The organism is Geobacillus sp. WSUCF-018B, assembly GCF_002809985.1.
In the GTDB taxonomy this organism is placed as follows: domain Bacteria; phylum Bacillota; class Bacilli; order Bacillales; family Anoxybacillaceae; genus Geobacillus; species Geobacillus thermophilus.
Map to the genome: position 1 here is coordinate 66,312 of NZ_PIJF01000004.1, position 22,237 is coordinate 88,548.

Annotated in this window: 21 protein-coding genes and 1 CRISPR repeat array; of the genes, 3 read left to right on the forward strand and 18 right to left on the reverse strand. The window is 54.9% G+C overall.

Annotated elements, in window-relative coordinates; all coding sequences use genetic code 11:
• Positions 1-38: 38 nt before the first annotated feature.
• The 12 genes from mtaB to gpr form a co-directional block, all read right to left on the reverse strand.
• Entirely contained in the window at positions 39-1,388 is a 1,350-nt protein-coding gene (gene mtaB / locus CV944_RS02490; RefSeq protein WP_033009637.1) for a tRNA (N(6)-L-threonylcarbamoyladenosine(37)-C(2))-methylthiotransferase MtaB, read from the reverse strand.
• A 67-nt stretch (positions 1,389-1,455) separates the two neighbouring features.
• Positions 1,456-2,232, reverse strand: coding sequence for a 16S rRNA (uracil(1498)-N(3))-methyltransferase (locus CV944_RS02495; protein WP_063329710.1), 777 nt, complete (start codon positions 2,230-2,232; stop codon positions 1,456-1,458).
• 18 nt (positions 2,233-2,250) lie between these two features.
• Complete coding sequence (gene prmA / locus CV944_RS02500; RefSeq protein ID WP_033009663.1) at positions 2,251-3,189, reverse strand: 50S ribosomal protein L11 methyltransferase; 939 nt, start codon at positions 3,187-3,189, stop codon at positions 2,251-2,253.
• A 5-nt stretch (positions 3,190-3,194) separates the two neighbouring features.
• Positions 3,195-4,343: a molecular chaperone DnaJ gene (dnaJ, locus tag CV944_RS02505; RefSeq protein ID WP_047818718.1), complete on the reverse strand. Its 1,149-nt coding sequence runs from the start codon at positions 4,341-4,343 to the stop codon at positions 3,195-3,197.
• A gap of 129 nt (positions 4,344-4,472) precedes the next feature.
• Entirely contained in the window at positions 4,473-6,293 is a 1,821-nt protein-coding gene (gene dnaK, locus CV944_RS02510) for a molecular chaperone DnaK (protein ID WP_033009632.1), read from the reverse strand.
• Between the two features lie 22 nt (positions 6,294-6,315).
• Positions 6,316-6,987: a nucleotide exchange factor GrpE gene (grpE, locus tag CV944_RS02515; RefSeq protein ID WP_100659086.1), complete on the reverse strand. Its 672-nt coding sequence runs from the start codon at positions 6,985-6,987 to the stop codon at positions 6,316-6,318.
• A gap of 97 nt (positions 6,988-7,084) precedes the next feature.
• A complete protein-coding gene (gene hrcA / locus CV944_RS02520) occupies positions 7,085-8,119 on the reverse strand; it encodes a heat-inducible transcriptional repressor HrcA (RefSeq protein ID WP_047818719.1) in 1,035 nt (344 codons plus the stop codon).
• Between the two features lie 83 nt (positions 8,120-8,202).
• Positions 8,203-9,342 carry a radical SAM family heme chaperone HemW gene (gene hemW / locus CV944_RS02525; RefSeq protein ID WP_100659087.1) on the reverse strand — a complete coding sequence of 380 codons (1,140 nt, stop codon included), beginning with the start codon at positions 9,340-9,342 and terminating at the stop codon, positions 8,203-8,205.
• A 107-nt stretch (positions 9,343-9,449) separates the two neighbouring features.
• The gene (gene lepA, locus CV944_RS02530; RefSeq protein ID WP_100659088.1) at positions 9,450-11,279 is read right to left on the reverse strand and encodes a translation elongation factor 4; all 1,830 of its coding nucleotides are present in this window, start codon (positions 11,277-11,279) and stop codon (positions 9,450-9,452) included.
• Positions 11,280-11,423: 144 nt separating this feature from the next.
• The gene (locus tag CV944_RS02535; RefSeq protein ID WP_033009625.1) at positions 11,424-11,762 is read right to left on the reverse strand and encodes a DUF3679 domain-containing protein; all 339 of its coding nucleotides are present in this window, start codon (positions 11,760-11,762) and stop codon (positions 11,424-11,426) included.
• A 15-nt stretch (positions 11,763-11,777) separates the two neighbouring features.
• On the reverse strand, positions 11,778-12,977 hold the full coding sequence (spoIIP, locus tag CV944_RS02540; protein WP_050367566.1) for a stage II sporulation protein P: 1,200 nt from the start codon (positions 12,975-12,977) through the stop codon (positions 11,778-11,780).
• Positions 12,978-13,051: 74 nt separating this feature from the next.
• Positions 13,052-14,170 (reverse strand): GPR endopeptidase, encoded by a 1,119-nt coding sequence (gene gpr / locus CV944_RS02545; RefSeq protein ID WP_050367567.1) that lies wholly within the window; start codon positions 14,168-14,170, stop codon positions 13,052-13,054.
• Between the two features lie 172 nt (positions 14,171-14,342).
• Here gpr and rpsT point away from each other — a divergent pair, with 172 nt between their 5' ends.
• Positions 14,343-14,612: a 30S ribosomal protein S20 gene (gene rpsT, locus CV944_RS02550; protein ID WP_033009618.1), complete on the forward strand. Its 270-nt coding sequence runs from the start codon at positions 14,343-14,345 to the stop codon at positions 14,610-14,612.
• A gap of 105 nt (positions 14,613-14,717) precedes the next feature.
• Here rpsT and holA read toward each other — a convergent pair whose 3' ends face one another.
• Positions 14,718-15,755 carry a DNA polymerase III subunit delta gene (gene holA / locus CV944_RS02555; RefSeq protein ID WP_100663798.1) on the reverse strand — a complete coding sequence of 346 codons (1,038 nt, stop codon included), beginning with the start codon at positions 15,753-15,755 and terminating at the stop codon, positions 14,718-14,720.
• Between the two features lie 284 nt (positions 15,756-16,039).
• On the opposite strand from holA, the gene CV944_RS02560 reads away from it, so the two are divergent.
• Positions 16,040-16,174, forward strand: a complete 135-nt coding sequence (locus tag CV944_RS02560; RefSeq protein WP_011231993.1) for a YqzM family protein — start codon at positions 16,040-16,042, stop codon at positions 16,172-16,174.
• A 70-nt stretch (positions 16,175-16,244) separates the two neighbouring features.
• On the opposite strand, the gene CV944_RS02565 is transcribed toward CV944_RS02560, so the two are convergent.
• From CV944_RS02565 to CV944_RS02575, 3 genes are all read right to left on the reverse strand, one after another.
• Positions 16,245-18,494, reverse strand: a complete 2,250-nt coding sequence (locus tag CV944_RS02565; protein WP_100663799.1) for a DNA internalization-related competence protein ComEC/Rec2 — start codon at positions 18,492-18,494, stop codon at positions 16,245-16,247.
• On the reverse strand, positions 18,491-18,958 hold the full coding sequence (locus tag CV944_RS02570; RefSeq protein WP_033009609.1) for a ComE operon protein 2: 468 nt from the start codon (positions 18,956-18,958) through the stop codon (positions 18,491-18,493). Before CV944_RS02570 ends, CV944_RS02565 begins: the two co-directional genes overlap by 4 nt.
• Before the next feature lie 129 nt (positions 18,959-19,087).
• Positions 19,088-19,711 (reverse strand): helix-hairpin-helix domain-containing protein, encoded by a 624-nt coding sequence (locus CV944_RS02575; protein WP_100663800.1) that lies wholly within the window; start codon positions 19,709-19,711, stop codon positions 19,088-19,090.
• Positions 19,712-19,813: 102 nt separating this feature from the next.
• Here CV944_RS02575 and comER point away from each other — a divergent pair, with 102 nt between their 5' ends.
• Entirely contained in the window at positions 19,814-20,632 is an 819-nt protein-coding gene (gene comER / locus CV944_RS02580; RefSeq protein ID WP_047818724.1) for a late competence protein ComER, read from the forward strand.
• Between the two features lie 50 nt (positions 20,633-20,682).
• Positions 20,683-21,870: a CRISPR direct-repeat array (repeat unit 37 nt; unit sequence GTTTCAATCCTCACCCGGCTTAATAGCCGGGTGCAAC).
• Positions 21,871-21,879: 9 nt separating this feature from the next.
• On the opposite strand, the gene CV944_RS17835 is transcribed toward comER, so the two are convergent.
• Positions 21,880-22,008, reverse strand: coding sequence for a hypothetical protein (locus CV944_RS17835; protein WP_255408620.1), 129 nt, complete (start codon positions 22,006-22,008; stop codon positions 21,880-21,882).
• Between the two features lie 42 nt (positions 22,009-22,050).
• A partial coding sequence (locus CV944_RS17560; protein WP_145994816.1) for a hypothetical protein occupies positions 22,051-22,237 on the reverse strand: 187 nt, incomplete at its 5' end.

The window sequence follows — 22,237 nt, forward strand, 5'->3', positions numbered from 1 at the left end:
CGAGGCTGGGGTGTCTGTGCTTGTCTCTCCATATCAGGTTATGAGCTTAACTTTACGGAATGAGCTGCCCCATCCGGCACAATGCGGACAAACTCACCTTCGTTGTACGGGTAGCCGGCTTTCGTGATTTTTACTTTCACGAGTTCGCCGACCATCTCTTCTGTCCCCGGGAAACGGACTTTCAAATAGTTGTCCGTATAGCCGATATACATGCCCGGATGATCTTTGTCTTGCTCTTCTGGAATGACTTCGAGCACGTGCCCTTCAAATCGCGACGCGTATTCTTTCGCCAGCTGATCAGATAGGGCAATGAGTCGGCGGACGCGGTCATGTTTCGTCTCTTCGTCCACTTGGTCCGGCATGCGCGCCGCCGGTGTGCCAGTCCGCTTCGAATACGGAAAGACGTGCAGCTCGGAAAACTGCTGCTCGCGGATAAAGTGGTACGTTTCCATAAATTCCTCTTCCGTTTCACCCGGAAAACCGACGATGACATCGGACGTTACGGCGAGTTCCGGGAACACTTCCCGCAGGCGGGCAAGCCGCTCGGCGAAAAATTCCACCGTATATTTGCGGCGCATCCGCTTGAGCACCGTGTTCGACCCGGATTGAAGCGGAATGTGCAAATGGCGAACGATTTTGTCCGAACGCTGCAACACATCGATCACTTCATCGGTAATTTGGCTCGCCTCAATCGACGAAATGCGAATCCGTTTCAGCCCCGGCACTTGCTCATCCAAATCGCGCAGCAGCGCTGCGAAGTTATAGTCTTTTAGATCGGTGCCGTAGCCGCCCGTATGAATGCCGGTCAACACGATTTCCTTATAGCCGGCGGCGACAAGCTGGCGCGCCTGGCGGATGATTTCTTGTGGATTGCGCGAACGCATCAAGCCGCGCGCCCACGGGATGATGCAAAACGTGCAAAAGTTGTTGCACCCTTCTTGAATTTTCAACGATGCCCGCGTCCGGTCGGTGAACGACGGCACATCCATTTCCTCAAACACGCGCGTTTTCATAATGTTATGGACCGCGTTGATCGGCTGGCGCTCGCGCTGAAACTGCTCAACGTAGTCCAAAATTTTATGCCGGTCTTGCGTGCCGATGACAATATCGACGCCCGGAATCGCCATCACTTCCGCCGGCGATGTTTGCGCATAGCAGCCGGTCACGCAGACGACGGCATCCGGATTGCGGCGCACCGCACGGCGGATGACTTGGCGGCTTTTTTTGTCGCCGGTGTTCGTCACCGTGCACGTGTTGATCACATACACATCGGCGCGGCTCTCAAACTCCGTCCGTTCGTAGCCGGCCTTTTTAAACAGCTGCCAAATCGCCTCTGTTTCGTAATGATTGACTTTGCAGCCTAATGTATGGAAAGCCACTGTTGGCATGTTGTTCACCTCACTGCAGGCCATGCCGCTGAGCCAGCAGCATGACTGAATTTGTTCAAACCGTTGATTACGGTTGCGCCGCCTCCCAATCTGGCGCGCGCAGCTCCCATTCATAGGAAGCCGCGGCAAGCAGATAAAGCGGCGCCGTTTCCGTGCGCAAAATGCGCGGGCCAAGGCTGCACGGCAAAAAGCCGCCTTGTCGGAGCCGCTTTGCCTCCTCAGGGCTAAATCCACCCTCAGGTCCGAACACGGCTAGCAGCGTGCCGCCGGGCTTGAGGCCGGCAAGCAGCGCCGGCAGCGAACCGTGCCGTCCCCCGCGCCCTTCTTCTTCATAGGCGAATAGACGTTGATCCACCGTTTCGCCAAAAGCAAGCAGCGCGTCCAGCGAAAGCGGCGCCCGCACCTCGGGCAATGACGTGCGTTCCGCCTGTTCGGCCGCCTCTTTCGCAATTTTTTTCCACCGTTCCACTTTTTTCTCCGCTTTCTTCATGTCCCATTTGACGACCGAACGGGCGGCGAAAAACGGCAGAAAGCCGGCGGCGCCAAGCTCCGTCCCTTTTTGGATGACAAACTCCCACTTTTCGCCTTTCGGCAGCCCCTGGGCGATATAAATGCGCACCGGCAATTCGCGCCCCTCTTCCTTCCATTGTACAATACGGGCGCGCACATGCTCACTGGCAATTTGTTCAATGCTGCATACAGCCGTGCGCCCGTCCGGAAAGACGCAAGCGATCGCATCCCCCGGCTTCATGCGCATGACGCGGGCGATATGGTGCGCGTCAGCGCCGCTGATCGTGACGACTTCGCCTCGGCGCTCCCGTTCGGAAACGAAATATCGCTGCAACGAACATCCCTTCTTTGTTTACGACTTGATGGCGACTAACGCGACCCAATCTTCCATCACGTTCACTTCCTCAATGACAAACCCAGCCGCCAGCAGCCCGTCTTTGACGTCCTGCTTTTTCGCCTGGATGATGCCGGAGGTGATGAAGCGGCCGCCCGGCTTCAGCAGCCGGAAAGCGTCGGAGGCAAAACGCAAAATGATTTCCGCCAAAATGTTGGCGACAATCACATCAGCCGGCTCATCGACATGGTCAAGCAAATTGTTTTGCGCCACCGTAACGACCGACTGCACTTTATTGAGCTTGACGTTCAGCCGTGCGCTGTCGACTGCGACCGGATCCAAATCGAACGCCCGCACCGACCGGGCGCCGAGCATCGCCGCAGCGATGCTTAAAATGCCGGAGCCGGTGCCGACGTCAATGACCGCATCGCCGGGGCGCACATATTTTTCGAGCGCCTGCAGGCACATGACCGTCGTCGGGTGGGTGCCGGTGCCAAACGCCATGCCCGGATCCATTTCAATGATCAACTCATCATCGGAAACCGGCTCATACGTTTCCCACGTCGGCACGATCGTAAACTTCTCCGACACTTTCACCGGATGATAATGCTTTTTCCACGCCGTCGCCCACTCTTCCTCATTCACTTCGCTCAATGTAATCTTATTTTTTCCAAGGTCAATATCATATAGCCATAAATTGTTAATCGCTTGTTTAATTTGTTCGACCGTTTCGCCAAGAAAGCTGTTGACCGGCAAATACGCCTTAATGATGACGCCTTCTTCCGGATAATCGTCCGGATTGAGTTCGACGATTTCCCCGTACCAGTCATCGCGGTCTTTCACAAGATCGTACGGATCTTCAATGACCACGCCGCCGGCGCCGGCCTCATGCAAAATGTTCGAAATCGCCTCGACCGCCTCGTGCGTCGTATGAATGCTGATTTCCGACCATTTCATCGCGCTCACGCTTCTCCTTTAAACGCCTTTTTGACTTTCTCAAAAAAACGGCCGTGCGGCCCGTCGTGCATCGTCTCCCCACCAAGCCGGTCAAACTCGCGCAGCAGTTGCTTTTGTTTTTCCGTCAGCTTCGTCGGCGTCACGACGCGGACGATGACGTGCTGATCCCCCTGTCCATAGCCGCGCACGTTTGGCACTCCTTTCCCTCTCAGGCGGAAGCGCGTGCCCGTTTGCGTGCCGGCCGGAATTTTCAACTTCACATCGCCATAGAGCGTCGGCACCTCAATCTCATCGCCGAGCGCCGCTTGAGCAAAGGAAAGCGGCACTTCACAATAAATGTCGAGCCCGTCGCGCTCGAAAAATTCATGCGGCTCCACGCGGAAAATGATGTACAAGTCCCCCGGCGGCCCGCCGTTGACCCCTGGCTCCCCTTGGCCGGCGACACGCAGCTGCTGGCCGTCGTCGACGCCGGCCGGGATTTTGACATGAATCTTTTTCCGTTGCTTGACGCGGCCCGTCCCGCCGCATGTCGGACATTTTTCCGGAATGTACCGGCCCGTCCCGCCACATGTCGGACATGTCCGACGGTTGATGATGCGGCCAAACGGCGTCGCCTGCTCGCTCGTGATTTGCCCGCTGCCGCCGCAACGTGAGCACGGCTGGGGGCTTGTGCCCGGTTTGGCGCCGCTGCCATGGCACGTTTCGCACGTCTCTTCGCGCGGCACTTCAATTTCCGTTTCTTTTCCAAATGCCGCTTCCTCAAATGTGAGCGTCATCATGTATTCCACATCGGCCCCTTTGCGCGGCCCGCTCGCCCGCCGGCGCGGCCCGCCGCCGAAAAACGTCTCAAAAATATCTTCAAACCCACCAAAGCCGCTAAAGCCGCCGAAATCAAACCCTCCGCCTTGGAATCCGCCGCCGCCAAACGCTTCGTTCGGGTCGGCATGGCCGAACCGGTCGTAGCGGGCCCGCTTTTCGTCGTCGCTCAATACTTCGTACGCCTCTTTAATTTCTTTAAACTTTTCCGCGGCGTCCGGCGCTTTGTTAATGTCTGGATGATACTGCTTCGAAAGCTTTCGGTACGCTTTTTTGATCTCGTCTTTCGTCGCGTTTTTGCTGACGCCGAGAACTTCGTAGTAATCGCGCTTCGCCATCGTTGATCATCCACTCCCGATTCATTCACATAAATTTTATTTTATCATTTCCCTTTGGTTAATGGCAATATGTGAATGCTAGAAAAAAAGTCAAAGCCAAGGCAGGCCTGACTTTGACTTTCGGCAGCATTATTTGTCATCCTTCACTTCCTCAAATTCCGCATCAACAACGTTGTCCCGTTTGGCCGCGTCGGCTTGCGCTCCAGCGTCTTGCGCCTGTTTCGCCGCTTGCTCATACAGCTTGATCGACAGCTGCTGCACCGCTTCCTGCAGCGCGTCTTTTTTCTTGCGGATGTCATCGATGTCGTTTTTCTCAAGCGCCGCCTTCAACGCATCTTTTGCCTCTTGCGCTTTCTTGATCTCATCGGCGCTCACTTTTCCTTCGACTTCTTTTAACGTTTTTTCTGTCGTGAAAATAAGCTGGTCCGCTTCATTGCGCAGTTCGGCAGCCTCTTTCCGCTTCCGGTCGGCTTCGGCGTTTTCTTCCGCCTCTTTGATCATACGCTGGATTTCTTCTTCCGACAGGCCGGACGACGATTTGATCGTGATCGACTGTTCTTTGTTCGTCCCCAAGTCTTTCGCGCGCACATGGACGATGCCGTTGGCGTCAATGTCAAACGTCACTTCAATTTGCGGCACGCCGCGCGGCGCCGGCGGAATCCCAGTCAGCTGGAAGCGGCCGAGCGTTTTGTTGTCCGCCGCCATCGGACGCTCCCCTTGCAGCACATGAATGTCTACGGTCGTTTGGTTGTCGGCGGCTGTTGTGAACACTTGCGACTTGCTTGTCGGAATGGTCGTGTTCCGCTCGATCAATTTCGTAAATACGCCGCCCATCGTCTCAATGCCGAGCGACAGCGGTGTGACGTCAAGCAAGACGACATCTTTCACTTCGCCGGCAATGACCCCGCCTTGGATCGCGGCGCCGATCGCCACGACTTCGTCCGGATTGACGCCTTTATGCGGCTCTTTGCCAAGCTCGCGCTTAATCGCTTCCTGGACAGCTGGAATGCGGGTCGAACCGCCAACCAAAATGACTTTGTCAATATCGGCAGGCGTCAAGCCGGCATCTTGCAGCGCCTGGCGAACCGGCCCCATCGTCCGTTCAACGAGGTGGGCGGACAGTTCTTCAAACTTCGCCCGCGTGAGCGTCGTTTCCAAGTGAAGCGGACCGTTTTCATTGGCGCTGATAAACGGCAGCGAAATTTGCGTCTGCGTCACGCCCGACAGTTCTTTTTTCGCCTTTTCAGCCGCATCTTTCAAGCGCTGGAGCGCCATTTTGTCTTTGGACAAATCGATGCCGTGCTCTTGTTTGAACTGATTGACCAAATAATCGATGATCACTTGGTCGAAATCGTCGCCGCCCAAATGGTTGTCGCCGGCGGTCGCTTTCACTTCAAAGACGCCGTCGCCAAGCTCCAAAATCGAAACGTCAAACGTTCCGCCGCCCAAGTCATAGACGAGAATCGTTTGGTCCTCTTCTTTGTCGAGGCCGTAAGCAAGCGCTGCTGCCGTCGGCTCGTTGATGATGCGCTCGACTTCAAGCCCGGCGATGCGGCCGGCGTCTTTCGTCGCTTGGCGCTGCGCGTCGTTGAAATAGGCCGGCACCGTAATGACCGCCCGCGTCACCGGTTCGCCCAAGTAGTCTTCGGCGTACGATTTCAAATATTGCAAAATGATGGCTGAAATTTCTTGCGGCGTATATTGCTTTCCTTCAATCTCCACTTTGTAGTCCGTGCCCATATGGCGCTTGATCGAGATGATCGTGTTCGGGTTCGTGATCGCCTGCCGTTTGGCGACTTCGCCCACTAAGCGCTCCCCGTTTTTGAACGCCACGACCGATGGGGTCGTGCGGTTTCCTTCCGGGTTCGGGATGACTTTCGCCTCGCCGCCTTCGAGCACGGCGACGCAAGAGTTCGTTGTTCCTAAGTCAATGCCGATAATTTTACTCATCGCTCATCACCCTCCATTTCCGTTATTGGCTGACTTTGACCATCGCAGGACGGAGAATGCGGTCTTTCAGCTTGTAGCCTTTTTGCAGCTCTTCGACGACTGTATTCGGCTCATAGCCATCTTCGTCCGTCTGCATGACCGCCTGATGCAGATGGGGGTCAAACGGTTTTCCGACCGCCTCAATCGCCTCGACGCCTTCTTTTTTCAAGGCGTCCAAAAGCGAGCGATACACCATCTCCATTCCTTGCAAAATCGATTTTGCCTGCTCGTTTTCCGTCTCTATTTTCAACGCGCGCTCAAAGTTGTCGAGCACCGGAAGCAAATCGCTCGCCAAACTTTGGGCGCGGTATTTTTCAGCCGCTTCCAGCTCTTGGCGCGTCCGGCGGCGGAAGTTTTCAAAATCGGCATACAGGCGGAGATAGCGGTGTTCCATCTCAGCCAGCTTCGCTTCCAGCTCCGCTACTTGCGCTTTGGCGGCAGCCAGCTCCTCTGTCTCGGCGCGCTCCTCCCCGGCAGGTTCGGCCCCCGTGGAAGCCTCCGCCGGCTTCCCATCGCCTTGCCCGGCGGCATCGTTTTGCCTAGCGTCGTCCCTTTCGCCTTCCGGTGGCACGCCTGCCTCTTCCGCCGATGCCGGCTGTTCCATCTCCGGCTCGTTGTATGTAGCTTGACCAGCACGTTTGTCTCCTTGTTCCATTGCCTTCACCTCCCCTTCGGGCTCGTCATTCTATGTATCAATGGCCACAAGGAACGGATGGATTGGCGAATCCATCCGTTAACCAATATGGCCATTGTTACTGATTTTGATACCATTTCGTCAACGCGGCCGACAAATCGGAAGCGACGCGGTTCAACACCGTGATGACGCGCGAATACTCCATGCGCGTCGGCCCGAGAATCGCGATCGTTCCGAGCGGCTCCTCGCCGACCGAGTATGTCGCCGTAATGAGGCTGCAGTTTTCCATGCCGTGCAATTCGTTTTCCCGGCCGATCGACACCTGCACCCCTTTTTGGCTTTGCTTGCGAAGCAGACGGTAAATGTCTTTTTCCTGCTCAATGATGTTCAGAAGCGGGCGCACTTTTTCAATGTCGCTGAATTCCGGCTGATTGAGCATGTTGGCTGTGCCGGCGAAAAACATTTTCTCCTCTTCAGGAAGATCGAGCGTGTCGATCAGCATATTGAGCAGGCTGTCATAATTGCGGATGTGCCGGCGCAGCACATCGGCCACTTCCGTCTTGATTTTTTCTTTTAAATCGATGAGCGGAACGCCGCTGAGCCGCCCGTTCAAAATGTTGACCATCTTTTCAAGGTCGCCGGCGTTGACCGATGGCGGAATCGTCACGACCCGGTTTTCGACATGGCCGGTATCGGTCACAACGATGGCCACAGCCGTCTGCTCGTTGAGCGGAACGATTTGCATCCGCTTCAGTTTGCTTTCTTTAAACGCCGGACCGAGGGCGATCGACGTGTAGTTCGTCAAGTCGGATAAAATTTGCGCCGACTTTTGCATCAGCTTCTCGAGCTCATAGATGCGTTCGGCAAACACGGAGCGGATTTTCTGAATATCGGCTCTTGTCAGCCGCTGCGGCGGCAGCAGATGGTCGACGTAGTACCGATACCCTTTTTCCGACGGCACGCGGCCAGAGGAAATGTGCGTTTTTTCAATGTAGCCGAGCTCTTCCAAATCCGCCATTTCATTGCGAATCGTCGCTGAACTGAACGCAATTTGGTGCTTTTTCGATAACGTCCGCGAACCGACCGGCTGCCCGGAACGAATGAAATCGTCGATAATCACCTGCAAAATCAGCAGTTGGCGGTCCGTTAACACGTTTCTCACCTCTGTTAGCACTCGATCAATTCGAGTGCTAAATCTATTACTAGGGTAACAAATCGCCCGGCAAATGTCAATCTTTACATTTCGCCGAGAAAGGCGGCGAACACTTCGTTGCCGAGCAGCTTGCCGCGCTTTGTCAAGCGGACGTGAGTCTCCGTTTCTTTCAAGCGCCCGTTTTCCACTTCGGCGCGGATCGCCTTGCCGAAGATATCGTGCATATCGCGGCCAAACTTTTGCCGGAAGCGGGCTTTCGACACCCCTTCCGTTTTGCGCAACCCTAAAAACATTTCCTCTTCCATTTGCTCTTGAAGCGTCAACCGGTGCACATCGCGGTGCGGCCATTCGCCGTTGTCCACCTTGGCGATATAATGGCGGACCGGACCGATATTGGCGCGCCGCACCCCGCCGATATAGCTGTGCGCCCCGGCGCCGATGCCGTAATACTCTTCGTTGTTCCAATAAGTGAGGTTGTGACGGCTTTCAAACCCCGGAAACGCGTAATTGCTGATTTCATACTGCTGGTAGCCGCACGCTTCGGTTCGCTCCATCGCCGCTTCGTACATGGCCGCTTCCGCCTCTTCTCCCGGGAGATGGAGTCGGCCCTTGCGCCACTCGTTGTAAAAGATCGTTTTCGGCTCAAGGATAAGCGAATAGGCGGAGAGGTGCGGAACGTGAAGCGAAAACGCGGCGTCCAAATCGGCGAGAAACTGCTCAAGCGTCTGCCCGGGAAGCCCGTACATCAGATCGAGGCTGATGTTGGCAAACCCGGCCTCCCTCGCCCGCTCTACCGCCTGCACGATATCCCCGCGCCGGTGCGTGCGGCCGATCGCTTGCAGAAGCCGGTCATCAAACGTCTGCACCCCAAGGCTCAACCGATTGACCCCGGCTTCGCGGAGAACGGCGAGTTTTTCTTTCGTCAGCCCATCCGGGTTCGCCTCAACCGTAAATTCAGCTGTTTGCGGATCAAACTGAAAATGGCGGTGAATGCTCTCAAGCAAGCGCCCAAGCTGCGCCGGCTCCAGCACCGTCGGCGTGCCGCCGCCGATAAACAGCGTCTCAAGGCGGTTGCCGAACTCGGCCGCCGTCCGCGCCATTTCCTTGTCCATCGCCCGCAAATAGTCGTCAATCGGCTGACCGGCAGCAAACACTTTGTTAAAATCGCAATAATGGCAAATATGGGCGCAAAACGGAATGTGAAAATATGCTGATGTTGCCATCGTCATCCTCCCTTCGGCTGCAGCCGGACTGCCGTCCCTCATCTTCCCGTCAGCGTCGCATGGCGATAAACAAACAAGGCCATCCCCGAAGGAGACAGCCTTGCCCGTCATTTTTTCTGGTCGTCGATTTTCAAGACAGCCATAAACGCTTCTTGCGGCACTTCGACCGAGCCGATTTGTTTCATCCGTTTTTTTCCTTCCTTTTGCTTCTCGAGCAGCTTCCGCTTCCGTGACACGTCGCCGCCGTAACATTTGGCGAGCACGTTTTTGCGCAGCGCCTTGATCGTCGAGCGGGCGATGATTTTGTTGCCGATGGCGGCTTGCACCGGCACCTCAAACTGCTGGCGCGGAATTAAGTCTTTCAGTTTTTCCACGATCACTTTGCCGCGTTCGTACGCCGCCTCGCGATGGACGATAAACGACAAAGCGTCAATTTTTTCGCCATTCAACAAAATGTCCATTTTGACAAGATTGGACGGCCGATAGCCGATCAACTCATAGTCGAATGACGCGTACCCTTTCGTGTTCGACTTTAAGGCGTCAAAAAAGTCGTACACGATTTCCGACAGCGGAATGTCATAAATCAGCATGACCCGCTTTTCGTCCAAATATTGCATATCAACGAACGTGCCGCGCTTTCCTTGGCACAGCTCCATGACCGGCCCGACGTAGTCGTTCGGCACCATGATCGTCGCCTTCACATACGGCTCTTCGATGCGGTCGATTTTCTGTGGATCCGGCATGTTCGTCGGATTGTCGACCGAAACTTCGGTGCCATCGGTCAAATGAACTTTGTAGACGACGCTCGGAGCCGTCGTAATTAAGTCGATATGAAACTCGCGCTCAATCCGCTCTTGAATGATTTCCATATGCAGCAAGCCGAGAAACCCACAGCGGAAGCCGAACCCAAGCGCCTGCGACGTTTCCGGCTCAAAGTGGAGCGCCGCATCGTTCAATTGCAGCTTCTCGAGCGCCTCGCGCAAGTCATTGTAGCGCGCCGTATCGATCGGATACATGCCGCAAAACACCATCGGGTTGAGCTTCCGGTAGCCGGGGAGCGGCTCGACGGCCGGCCGTTCGGCGTCGGTGATCGTATCGCCGACACGCGTATCTTTGACATTTTTAATGGACGCTGTCAAATAGCCGACATCGCCGACCGTGAGCTCGTCGACGATTTTTTGTTTCGGCGTAAAGACGCCGACTTCGGTCACTTCAAATTCTTTGCCGGTCGACATCATTTTAATGCGCTGGCCCGGCTTCACCGTCCCGTCGACAATGCGGACATACGCGACAACGCCGCGGTACGGGTCGTAAAGCGAGTCGAAAATGAGCGCTTTCAGCGGCGCGTCTGGATCGCCCGACGGAGCGGGAATTTTCTCCACGATTTGTTCCAAGATTTCTTCAATGCCGATGCCGACTTTCGCTGAAGCGAGCACGGCTTCAGACGCATCGAGGCCGATGACGTCCTCGATTTCTTGGCGGACGCGCTCCGGTTCGGCGCTTGGCAAATCAATTTTGTTAATAACAGGCAAAATTTCCAAGTTGTTATCGATCGCTAAATACACATTTGCAAGCGTCTGCGCTTCGATGCCTTGCGCCGCATCGACGACCAAAATCGCTCCCTCGCAGGCCGCCAAGCTGCGCGACACTTCGTACGTAAAATCGACATGGCCCGGCGTATCGATCAAATGGAAAATATACTCCTCGCCATTTTTCGCTTTGTATGTCAACTGGACCGCATTCAATTTGATCGTAATGCCGCGCTCGCGCTCAAGATCCATCATGTCCAACGTCTGCTCGCGCAACTCGCGCTCCGACAGCGCGCCTGTTTTTTCCAAAATGCGGTCCGCAAGCGTCGATTTTCCGTGGTCAATGTGAGCGATAATGGAAAAGTTGCGAATCCGTTCCTGCCGTTTCAACCGTTCTTCCCGGTTCATCGTCTCTCACTCCTGCTTTTTCGCAAAACTACACTAGCTTTGATTATAGCAACAGAGGAGAGAAGATTCAATGACAAACAAAAAAGCCGCCCATACGAGGCGGTGAATCGTCTGCCGGCGCCGCGCCGAAAGCGGCGGACCGATTTAGTCGACGGCCCGCCCAGCGAATGACAGCAACGTTTCCACAAGCGCGGTTGCGCCATCGGCCAGCCGCCGGCCGAGTTCAGAAAAGAGGTTGAACGTTTTCAGTTCCCGAACCACTTCTTGTTTTTTCTGCAAATCGCCCGCCGCCACTGTCTGCCCGAACACGGCTGCCTCAATCTCCCCGTTTCCGTTTTTCTCGAGATCAATGACGGCGGGAAGCGACGGATCCGCATAGCCGCGCATCTTCTCAATGCCGCGGTGCGCCTGCTGCATGCCGAGCAGCACGCCAAAAAACAAGAGGAAAAGCGCTGCGCTAAACCGGATGAACCATCTTGCCATATGCGATGCCCCTTTTTACTTTTTCTCCGCCGGAGCCGGCGCCTCGACTTTTTCCGCCTGCCAATAATACTCGCTGAACACATCGGCAAAGGCCGCAGCCGAACGGAACAGCTCGGCGAACGTATTGTCGACGCCGCCAAACTCCACTAAAATGGCGTTCCCGGATAAATCTTGGTTAAATTTCCCATCGGTTCCTGCTCCTTGCTTCTTAATGACCCCGCGGCTCAACCCCGGGTATTTCTTCTGCAGCAAATGGTGCAGCTCGGTCGCCAGCTGCAAGTTTTTTTCGTATTCCGCGTTCTCACCGCCCACGATAAACGCCACGCGCGCGTAATCAACACCGTTGATCGTCGTGGTCGTATACTTCCGGCGATGCGCATCGCGGTGAATGTCAATAAAATATTGCAAGTCACGGTTTTGCTTCATCGCTGCCACGACCGTCTGCCGCGACATGTTATACGCCTGTGCGTATGTCATTCCTTTTTTCAACAGCTCCGCTTCGATGTCGGTTTTGTTCACTTGCGCGCCGATGCCCCTCTTCTCCAATTCTTCCATCAATTTCTCCCCGACTTTGGTCACATTCACGCTCCGATGAAACGCCAAATTTGGATCGGTCACGCCTTTTAAAGCCGGCAAATACGACTCGCGCGTATGTGTATGGTAAATATAGACGACTTTTCGGCCTTGCGTCGTTTGCTTCGGGGGCGGGAGCGCTTTTTCGTCTTGGGTTTGCTCGGCTTGCTCAAGCTCCTCGACTGACGCCTGCCGCTCGGCAAGCATCACTTCCAGCGGCGGCGCCGACTCATACGGGATGTTCGTGTAGTCGGTCCCTTCTCCGGCGATTAAAATTTTGCTGTCATACAAGGCAAAGCCCGGCAGCTCGCTGCCGAGCAAGCTGCGCGGATCGTCGGGGTTGATGCTTGTCGCCAAGCGGAACAACAGCGATGAATAGTTCGTCTGTTGCCGCTCTTTTGGAAGCATTTGGAGAAAATACCGGTTTTCGAGCCCAAACAGGCGAATGAACATCTCTTCCGGAAAATGGGCGGCCATATCGTTCAGCGATGATGACGACGGACGGTATTCGGGCCGCAGCGACGTAAGCGCTCCGACGAGCATAAACATCATCATGCATCCAAGGATGATGAGCATAAACAGTTTTTTTAAGCTGGCTCCTGGAACGGCGATCACGACGTTGGGGGAGCGCCATCGTTTCATATTCCCACCCTTTCCCGGCTTGTCTCCTCACTTTAACGTATGGCCAAGCCGGGAAAGATAGAACCGTTTTTTGTCTAGTGGGTGTAAGAGCCGACGTTGCCTTGGTCAACCTGCCGGTGCAGCGCCGCGTTCAAGCCGCCGGCCAGTAAGTTCGCCATATCGCCGATGAACGAATCGACCTCTTTTGGCGTCACCATTAAGTTATGACCGAGCGGGGCGAGCACTTCGTAAATCAGACGCCGCTTTTCTTCATCACCAAGCGTGCCGACCATGCCGAGAAACGTCGACCGTTCGGTTGGCGACGGCATATCTTGCTCCGTCAGCTTCTTTTTGCGCCCGAACGCCCAGCCGGCCGGAGCCAGCGCGCTTGACGGCCGCTGGCTTTCGCGCATTTCGCGGCCGAAATGCTTTAAAATGAAATCGATCGTATCGCTTGTGATCGAAACGGCATCGACGACCGTCGGGACGCCGATCGAGATGACCGGGATGCCGAGCGTCTCGTAGCTCAGTTCTTTCCGCTTGTTGCCAACGCCCGAGCCGGGGTGGATGCCGGTGTCGGAAATTTGGATCGTCGCGTTGACCCGTTCGATTGAACGGGCGGCCAGCGCATCGATGACGATGACAAAATCCGGCTTCGTTTTCCGGACGACGCCATCAATAATATCGCTCGTCTCAATGCCGGTCGTTCCCATCACCCCTGGAGCGAGGGCGCTCACCGGGCGAAATCCTTCCTCAACACTTTCCGGCTGCAATTGAAACAGATGACGGGTGACAAGCACGTTTTCCACCGTCAGCGGCCCAAGCGCATCCGGCGTGACGTTTTGGTTGCCAAGCCCGACAATTAGGCAGCTCGCTTGCTCGGGAATGCGGAGCCGTTGTAAAAAGGCGCTCAGTTGTTCCGAAAAAATATGCTGCACTTTTTGCTGCAATTCCGTATTTTGTTCACGGATGCCTTGCGCCTCAATCGTCACATAATGGCCCGGCTTTTTGCCGATCGATGCCGCTCCTTGTTCCGTGACGTGCACGTGCGACAGCTTGACGCCATCGATCTCTTGGTCGCGGATGATGACCCCCTCAATCGGGGAGGCGCCTTCCTTTTTTTGTTGCAAACGCTCCTCGACCGCAATTTCATGCGCCTCGATCGCCAAGTCGGTGCGCACCGAATACATGCGCAAATCGAGCGGCTGTTTCATGTCGTTCCTCCTTGTGCCGTTTTCTTTTATTGTCGCCGCAATGAAGCGCCGTCATTCATATTTCGTAAAGGATTTTTGCTTGAACACTCTTGCATAATCAAAACACGTTTGATAGAATAACACTTGTTCTTGTTCAGAGCAAAAATCGGAACGATAACGGAGGTGAACGGACGTGGCGAACATTAAATCGGCGATCAAACGCGCGAAAACGAGCGAAAAACGTCGGGCCCACAACGCCTCGATGAAATCGGCCATGCGCACGGCCATCAAAAAATTTGAAGCGCTCGTTGAATTGAAAGACGTGGAAAAAGCGCAAGAAGCGTTCATTGTCGCGTCGAAAAAATTAGACAAAGCCGCGAGCAAAGGCCTTATCCATAAAAATGCCGCCAGCCGGCAAAAATCGCGCTTAGCGAAAAAATTGAACAGCATTCAAGCTTCCTAATGAAAAACGACCTGGCGCCAGGTCGTTTTTTTGTCCCCTCTTTTTTCTTTGTGGCGCCGCCATGCAGGCGAAGCAGACGGCAAAAAAGCCAACGGCGCATGCTTTTTATCGCTGGCTTTTCCGCCCCGGGCGAGCGCCCCAACGCATCAACAACAGCTCAACGGCCAACCGGCGGTCCATGGCTCCGCTTTTTACGTCATAATCAGCGGCGGCCAGCTCGATGATCGCTTCCGTCAGCTCCGCATCGGAAAAGCGGGCGGCTTGGGCAAGGGCGAGCTTGACGCGGAACGGATGCACGTTGAGGGCCGAAGCGATTTGCGTCTGCCCATAACCTGTTTGGGCGAGCCATTTCACTTGCGCCAACAGGCGGAAATGGCTTGCAAGCAACGCCAAAATTTTGATCGGCTCCTCATTATGTTCAAGCAAATCGTAAAACGTCTGCAATGCTCCCGGGATATCGCGCCTCGCCACTTGTTCGACAAGCGCAAAGACGTTTTCTTCCGGCGTGCGAGCGACAAGCTGCTCGACGGCCGCCTCATCCACCACTCCGCCCGGTCCGGCAAACAAAGCGAGCTTGTCGATTTCGTTCGCCAGCGCGGACAACCGCGTTCCGGCCCGCTGCAAAAGCAGCTCAATGGCTTCCTCGGCCACCGATGCTCCTTGGCTTTCCAACCGGCGGCGCACCCAAGCGCGCAGCTCCGCTTCCTGAAGCGGGGCGGCGGCCACAACTTCGCACTGCTCCTTGGCGAGCTTGGTAATTTTTTTCCGCTCATCGAGCTTGTCATACGGCGCCAAAAAGACGACGATCGAGAACGGCGCCGGCGCCCTGAAATAGTTCTCCAGCTTAGCCAAATCGTGCTCGATCTCTTTGTCCTTTTCCGCCGTAAAAAAATATGGATTCTTCACCAAAATGACGCGCCGTTCGCCGAAAAACGGCACTGTCTCCGCCTCCTCAAGCGCCGCCTCGACCGGCGTTTCCTCGCAGTCGTACACGGCCAGATTCCACTCGCGCTCCTCCTCGCTAAGAGCCGCCTTGACGAGGCGGTCATACGTTTCCATTAATAAAAACGGCTCGCTGCCATATAATAAATAAAGCGGAGAAAACCGCCGTTTTTCCATGTTTCCCCATACACGTTCCAACATGTTCCCTTCTCCATTTCCAAGCGAAAGTCTCTTCTAGAAAGATACACCGTTTTTCGCCATTTTACAAGGGAACCGGCCGTCGGGAAAACCGGTTCCCCTTTATATAAACGCCAGCCGACAAGTCCTAGGACCTTATCAGCCAGCGGGTTATTTTTATGTTTTCCCAGCCGTTTGAAAGTATTTGTGTCAACTGTTGTCAAGGAAGGAAAACAAGCGGGCGGCGGTAGATTTTTTCATCATTTTCGTCTATACTAAAAATGATTGTGCAGAGGAGGGGGAAAGCGATGAACGTATTTGAAAAAGAAGTGCAAAGTCAACGAAATGACGCCGTCGATTCCGCCGTCGGCTTCATTGTGTCGTTCGGCTTTTTCGCCACCATGTTCATCATCGCCACGCTGATCGAATTTTTCGGCCGGTAAGGATTGCTTGCACAAGCAATCCTTATTTTTTGTCTTGGCTGAAACGTTCCGTTTTTTTGTGCACTACATCTTATGGTTTCATCACCTGAAAGGTTCCACCGTTTTCGCCATACACATAGCGAATGGCTCCGTTTTCATCCGTCCGCCAAACGATCGCCCGCTGTTGCCTAAGCCGCATAAGCACCTCGGAGGACGGATGCCCGTAGCGATTGTAGCGGCCGACGGAAATGATGGCCGCTCGCGGCTTGATTGTCCGCAAAAACGGCTCTGTTGTCGACGTTTTGCTGCCGTGGTGGGCGACTTTCAATACATCGGCACGCAGCGTCGGATAAGCATCGATGAGCGCCTGTTCCGCCTCTTCTTCGATGTCCCCAGCAAACAGCCATATCAAGCCGCCGAGACGGGCGAGCAACACAAGCGAGCCGTTATTATCCTCATTGTTTCCCGCCTCCGGGTGCAATACGGAAAACGCGGCATCCCCCACCTTCCACCGATCCCCCCGCACGCTGGCGGCCACCGGCACGGAAAACGGGCGCGCCATCGCCTTGACGGCCGGCAGCGCTCCTGGGCTTGTGACAATCTTCTTGACGCGCACGGCTCCCATCACCTCGGGAGCAGCCCCGATATGGTCGGCGTCATCGTGCGTCAAAATCAGTTGATCAAGCGTCCTCACCCCTTGGGCTTTTAAAAACGGCACGACAACGTCGCGGCCGACGGCAAACGGCCGCGACCGCTTGCGCCACGGTTCGCGCGCCCATTCCGGCGTCCCGCTGGTATCAATGAGATAGACTGCTTTTCGATAAGGAAGCTCAATATAAATACAGTCCCCCTGCCCAACATCCAATACCGTCACTTCCCCGTGCGGATCCACGTATGGGGCGGCCAGCTGAAGCGCCATCGCCGCCGCCACCGCTGTCAATCCGCGGATCAGGCGGCCGCGTTCCCAATCCAAAAACGCCGCCGTGATGGCCGTCAGATAGCCAGCTAAGCACCACGGCCCCGGACGGCCGAGCACAAGCATAAACGGGTGATCGGCCGCGAAAAAATAGACAACCGCGTCTGTCAGCTCAATGAGACGGCTAAACAGCCAAATGAACGGAGAAAAGGGAAAAACTGCAGATAGAAACGCGAGTGGCAAAATGACAAATGAATACCAAGGGACGAAGAAGACATTCAGCCCTATGCTCCAAACAGAAATTTCATAAAAATGGTAAAGCAAAATCGGCAGTGCGGCAAGCTGAGCGGCGAGCGCGGTCTGAAGCAAGTTTTGGAGCATCGAACGAGCAGAGGCGAGCACCGACACATGGGCAAGAAGAGCAAACGTGACAAGAAACGACAGCTGAAAACCGACATCCCAAACCATATAGGGATCAAAGACGAGCAAGGCAAGCGTTGTCCAACTCAACGCATCCAGCGGATGGATCCTTCCTTTTTTCCACTGAACGGCCAACACCATCATCCCAGTCGCACAAGCGCGCAGCACCGACGGCGAAGCGCCAGCGAGAACGGCGTACACAGGCAAAAACGCCAACAGCCCTGCCAGCACGGCTTCCCTCGTCACGAAGCGAATCGCACCGGCAAAACCAGCGCCAATCAGCAGCGTGACATGCCCTCCTGAAATGGCTAGCAGATGGATGAGACCGAGCTGCTGATACCCTTCAAGGACCGACTCATCAAGGGTGCGCTGCTCCCCATAAATCAGTGCAGCGGCGATGCCAGCCGCTTCCGGCGGAAACCGGGCTTCAATGCGGCGGACGCCAGCCTCGCGAATGGCTTCAAGACGTTCGATGATAGTGGGACGGACGCGCATGCAAGCAGAGAGATCGATCGCCTCAGGGAGAAAGAGCCAATGAATGCGGTGGCGGCGCAAATAAAGGCGGTAATCAAACGCATACGGATTGCCAGCTGGCATCGGGCGCTCAAGCGTTCCGGTGACGCGGCATACCGTTCCAGGCACCAGGTGCGCTTGCAGCGTCTCTTTTTCCGCAGCCGTCCGAATGATGTAACGGAGCTGCACCCGCTCCTTGCCAGCTTGCACCGCCGCCTGCAATCGATCACCGTCAATTGCCGGCGCGGCGGAAAAACGAACGGAAAGCGAATGACGGCCGCCGGAAAGGGAAGTGTTGTTATGATAGTCAACAATGAGAAAATAGGCAAAAAAGGAGAGAGCGGCAACGAGAGAAGGAAGGAAACAGTGCGGCCGGCGGATGAAAAGAAGAAGGAGATACACAACGAGGAGAAGACAGGCGGTTGGGGACGGCGAGGCCGCCGCGACGGCCAAAAGCGCCGCCGCAGCGGGATAGACGGCTTGTCCTTTCATGATTCCCCGCCGCCGGAAAGCAAGGCGAACACATCCATTTTCAGCGGCACTTGCACGAGACGGACGCCAGCTTGAGCAAACAGCTCCAAGGCGTACGGGTGGTTTTTGTAGTCTTGGGCGTAATAGACCGCGCGGATGCCGCTTTGAATGATCGCCTTGCAGCAATGCAAGCACGGAAAATGAGTGACATACATCTCCGCCCCCTCGGTCGGGACGCCGAACTTGGCGCATTGCAAAATCGCGTTCATTTCGGCGTGAATCGTCCGCACACAATGACCGTCAATGACGTAGCACCCCTCATCAATGCAATGGGCGCCGCCGGCGATCGACCCGTTGTACCCGCCGGCGATGATGCGCTTATCGCGCACGATCGTCGCTCCGACGGCGAGCCTCGTGCACGTGCTGCGCAGCGCAAGCAAATGGCTTTGCGCCATAAAGTATTGATCCCATGTGATGCGTTCCATTTTCCATCCCTCCGCTCGTGTCCATGCTTTTAGTCTACCCACTGCCTCCTGCCCCCGTCAACGCCGAAAAACGTCCACAGCAGCCTTGATCCGCCATAAATGAAGAAGCATTGCCCTCCCCCGCCTCGCTTACGGAACAAGCAAATACGGCTTCAATTTCTCCAGCGTTTTTTCACCAATTCCAGTCACATTCAACAAATCCTCCACCCGCCGAAACGGCCCGTGTTCTTCACGATAGGCGATGATCGCGTTTGCCTTCGCCGGTCCGATGCCGGGAAGCTGCATCAACTCCTCTTCCGTCGCCGTATTGATGGCCACTTGCATCCCGTTTCGATCCCCATCGCTTGGAGACTTGCCGACGGCATTTGACGCCGGTGCAGCCTCGCCTTTTTTCGGCACGTAAATCATCATTTCATCGTGCACTTTTGCTGCCAAATTGACTTTCGTTTCATCCGCCTCATCCGTCAATCCGCCAGCTAGGGCGATGGCATCGCGAACGCGAGCGTCCGCCGCCACCTCATACACTCCGGGGTTCGCGACCGCCCCTTTCACATCCACCACAGCGGTTTTTGACGCCTCGTTCTTTTTTTCTTCCGTCCGGGCGGCATCCGTTTCAGCCGCCGCCGGCAAAACGACTTGCCCCTTTTCATCCGTCGGATGATGAAACACCCATAACCCCGCCGCCGCGGCAAACAACAAGAACATCCCGACTTTTCCATACCGTTTGCCAAGCTCCTGCACATGCTCCCACATACGATCCCATCCTTTCCATCTCAAGTCATAAACCGAGCCTTTTTCTCATACATATCAAAAAAGAGAGTTCCGGTGAACCAAAACCGGGAGGGGGGACAACACATGAACATCGGCGTCATCGGCACGGGGAATATGGGCACCATCTTAATCGAAGCGTTCCTCGACTCCGGCGCCGTGAAAGCGGATCAGCTCGTCATCACGAACCGTACGCTTGCGAAAGCGTTCGCGATACAACGCGCGCATCCCGGCATGGCAGTGGTTGCCGATGCGGCTGAAGTCGTCAAACAATCCAGTCTCGTTTTTTTATGCGTCAAACCGCTCGACATCCACCCATTGTTGCAGCAGCTGGCCCCGCACTGGACAAGGGAGCATTGCCTTGTGTCGATCACAAGCCCGATCAGCGTAAAACAGCTTGAAACAGCCGTCCCTTGCCAAGTCGTGCGCGCCATTCCGAGCATCACAAACCGCGCGCTCTCCGGCAGCATACTCATCACAATCGGATCACGCTGTTCGGCCGACTGCCGGCAAACGATCGATGATCTTCTCCGGCGCATCGCCTCGCCGGTGTACATCGATGAGGCCATCACCCGCGTCGCTTCCGACATCTCCAGCTGCGGTCCGGCGTTTTTCAGCTATTTGCTGCAACGCTTCATCGACGCCGCAGCGGCCAAAACCGCCATCACGAAAGAACAGGCGACGATGCTGGCGACCGACATGATCATCGGCTTCGCAGAATTGTTGAAGCAAAACTTGTACACGCTCCCGACGCTGCAGGAAAAAGTGTGCGTCAAAGGCGGAATCACCGGGGAAGGAATCGCCGTCCTCGAACAGCGGCTCGACGGCGTCTTCGAAGAAGTGCTGGCGAAAACACATGAGAAGTTTCAAGAAGATATGGAAAAGGTGAAGCAACAATTTTCGTGAACATGAATTCGACAGCAAGCGGCAAATTCCTGCTTGGCCTGACCAAATTTGTTTCAATCCTCACCCGGCTTAATAGCCGGGTGCAACTGTTCTTTCACCTCCCGCTTGTCCACTTTTCTTCTGTTTCAATCCTCACCCGGCTTAATAGCCGGGTGCAACCGACTGCTGTGCAATTGAAAAAGATGTGTGAGTTAGTTTCAATCCTCACCCGGCTTAATAGCCGGGTGCAACGTGCATATTGCCGTATGCGGCCGTCAGTGGATTATGTTTCAATCCTCACCCGGCTTAATAGCCGGGTGCAACGATGGTTTATCGTTTAATGGATAAACATTCGCCAGGTTTCAATCCTCACCCGGCTTAATAGCCGGGTGCAACTGACCGCGAGCACCCACACCCACCAGCGTTTGTAGTTTCAATCCTCACCCGGCTTAATAGCCGGGTGCAACATAGACGAAAGAAATCTTCTACAGGCGTCCACAAGTTTCAATCCTCACCCGGCTTAATAGCCGGGTGCAACACCTTTGCTGACCGGTTACGTCAAGAACGAGAGGTTTCAATCCTCACCCGGCTTAATAGCCGGGTGCAACCCGGCGTATTTTTTCACTTGATAAGTGAGAACCGTGTTTCAATCCTCACCCGGCTTAATAGCCGGGTGCAACCGACATGTCCGAGCTGGCAACGGCGCTCATCGGGATTGGGTTTCAATCCTCACCCGGCTTAATAGCCGGGTGCAACGAGACAAATGTGGCCGGGTTCTGAAAATTCACCTTGTTTCAATCCTCACCCGGCTTAATAGCCGGGTGCAACCCTCACGATAATGCTGGATTTTCTCCGGATTGTTCAGTTTCAATCCTCACCCGGCTTAATAGCCGGGTGCAACGCTAGGTAACGCTAACATGTCATTAAGCATGGCTTGTTTCAATCCTCACCCGGCTTAATAGCCGGGTGCAACGTGAACGCAGGGAGCTTGCCCGACCCCGGACGAGTTTCAATCCTCACCCGGCTTAATAGCCGGGTGCAACCTTGTTTATACTCCGCTAGCGATCCAGTTGGGAAAGTTTCAATCCTCACCCGGCTTAATAGCCGGGTGCAACCGACCGCGCTAGATACCCTTCCTCGAGTATCTTGGTTTCAATCCTCACCCGGCTTAATAGCCGGGTGCAACAATAAATATGTTGACGGCTATACACTTGTAGCAGAGGTTTCAATCCTCACCCGGCTTAATAGCCGGGTGCAACCGCCCGCGTTTAGATATCTTGTGTTGAGCGCATTTCAAGATATAAAAACGCGAACTTACGCATTCTGTTTGGGGCAAAGTCATAATGATCACAGATCCATTTTCCCTCTTCGGCTTTATAACCAGCTTTTCCGCCCATCGCGATCCCCCTTCTTTTTCAGCATCGCTTTATGTTCGCGCATCATTCTCTTCTTGCCGCACATATCATCGGCATTTTGTCATCTTTGTCATTACAAAATGATGGGATCATTATAATCAACGTAATAATCTTTTCGTAACTATTCACCCCAGTGCTAGTGTATAAAAAAGCCCAGCACAAATAGGGCATTTCGGTCATAGAAAATGCCCTAGGTAGCGGAAAGAACTCG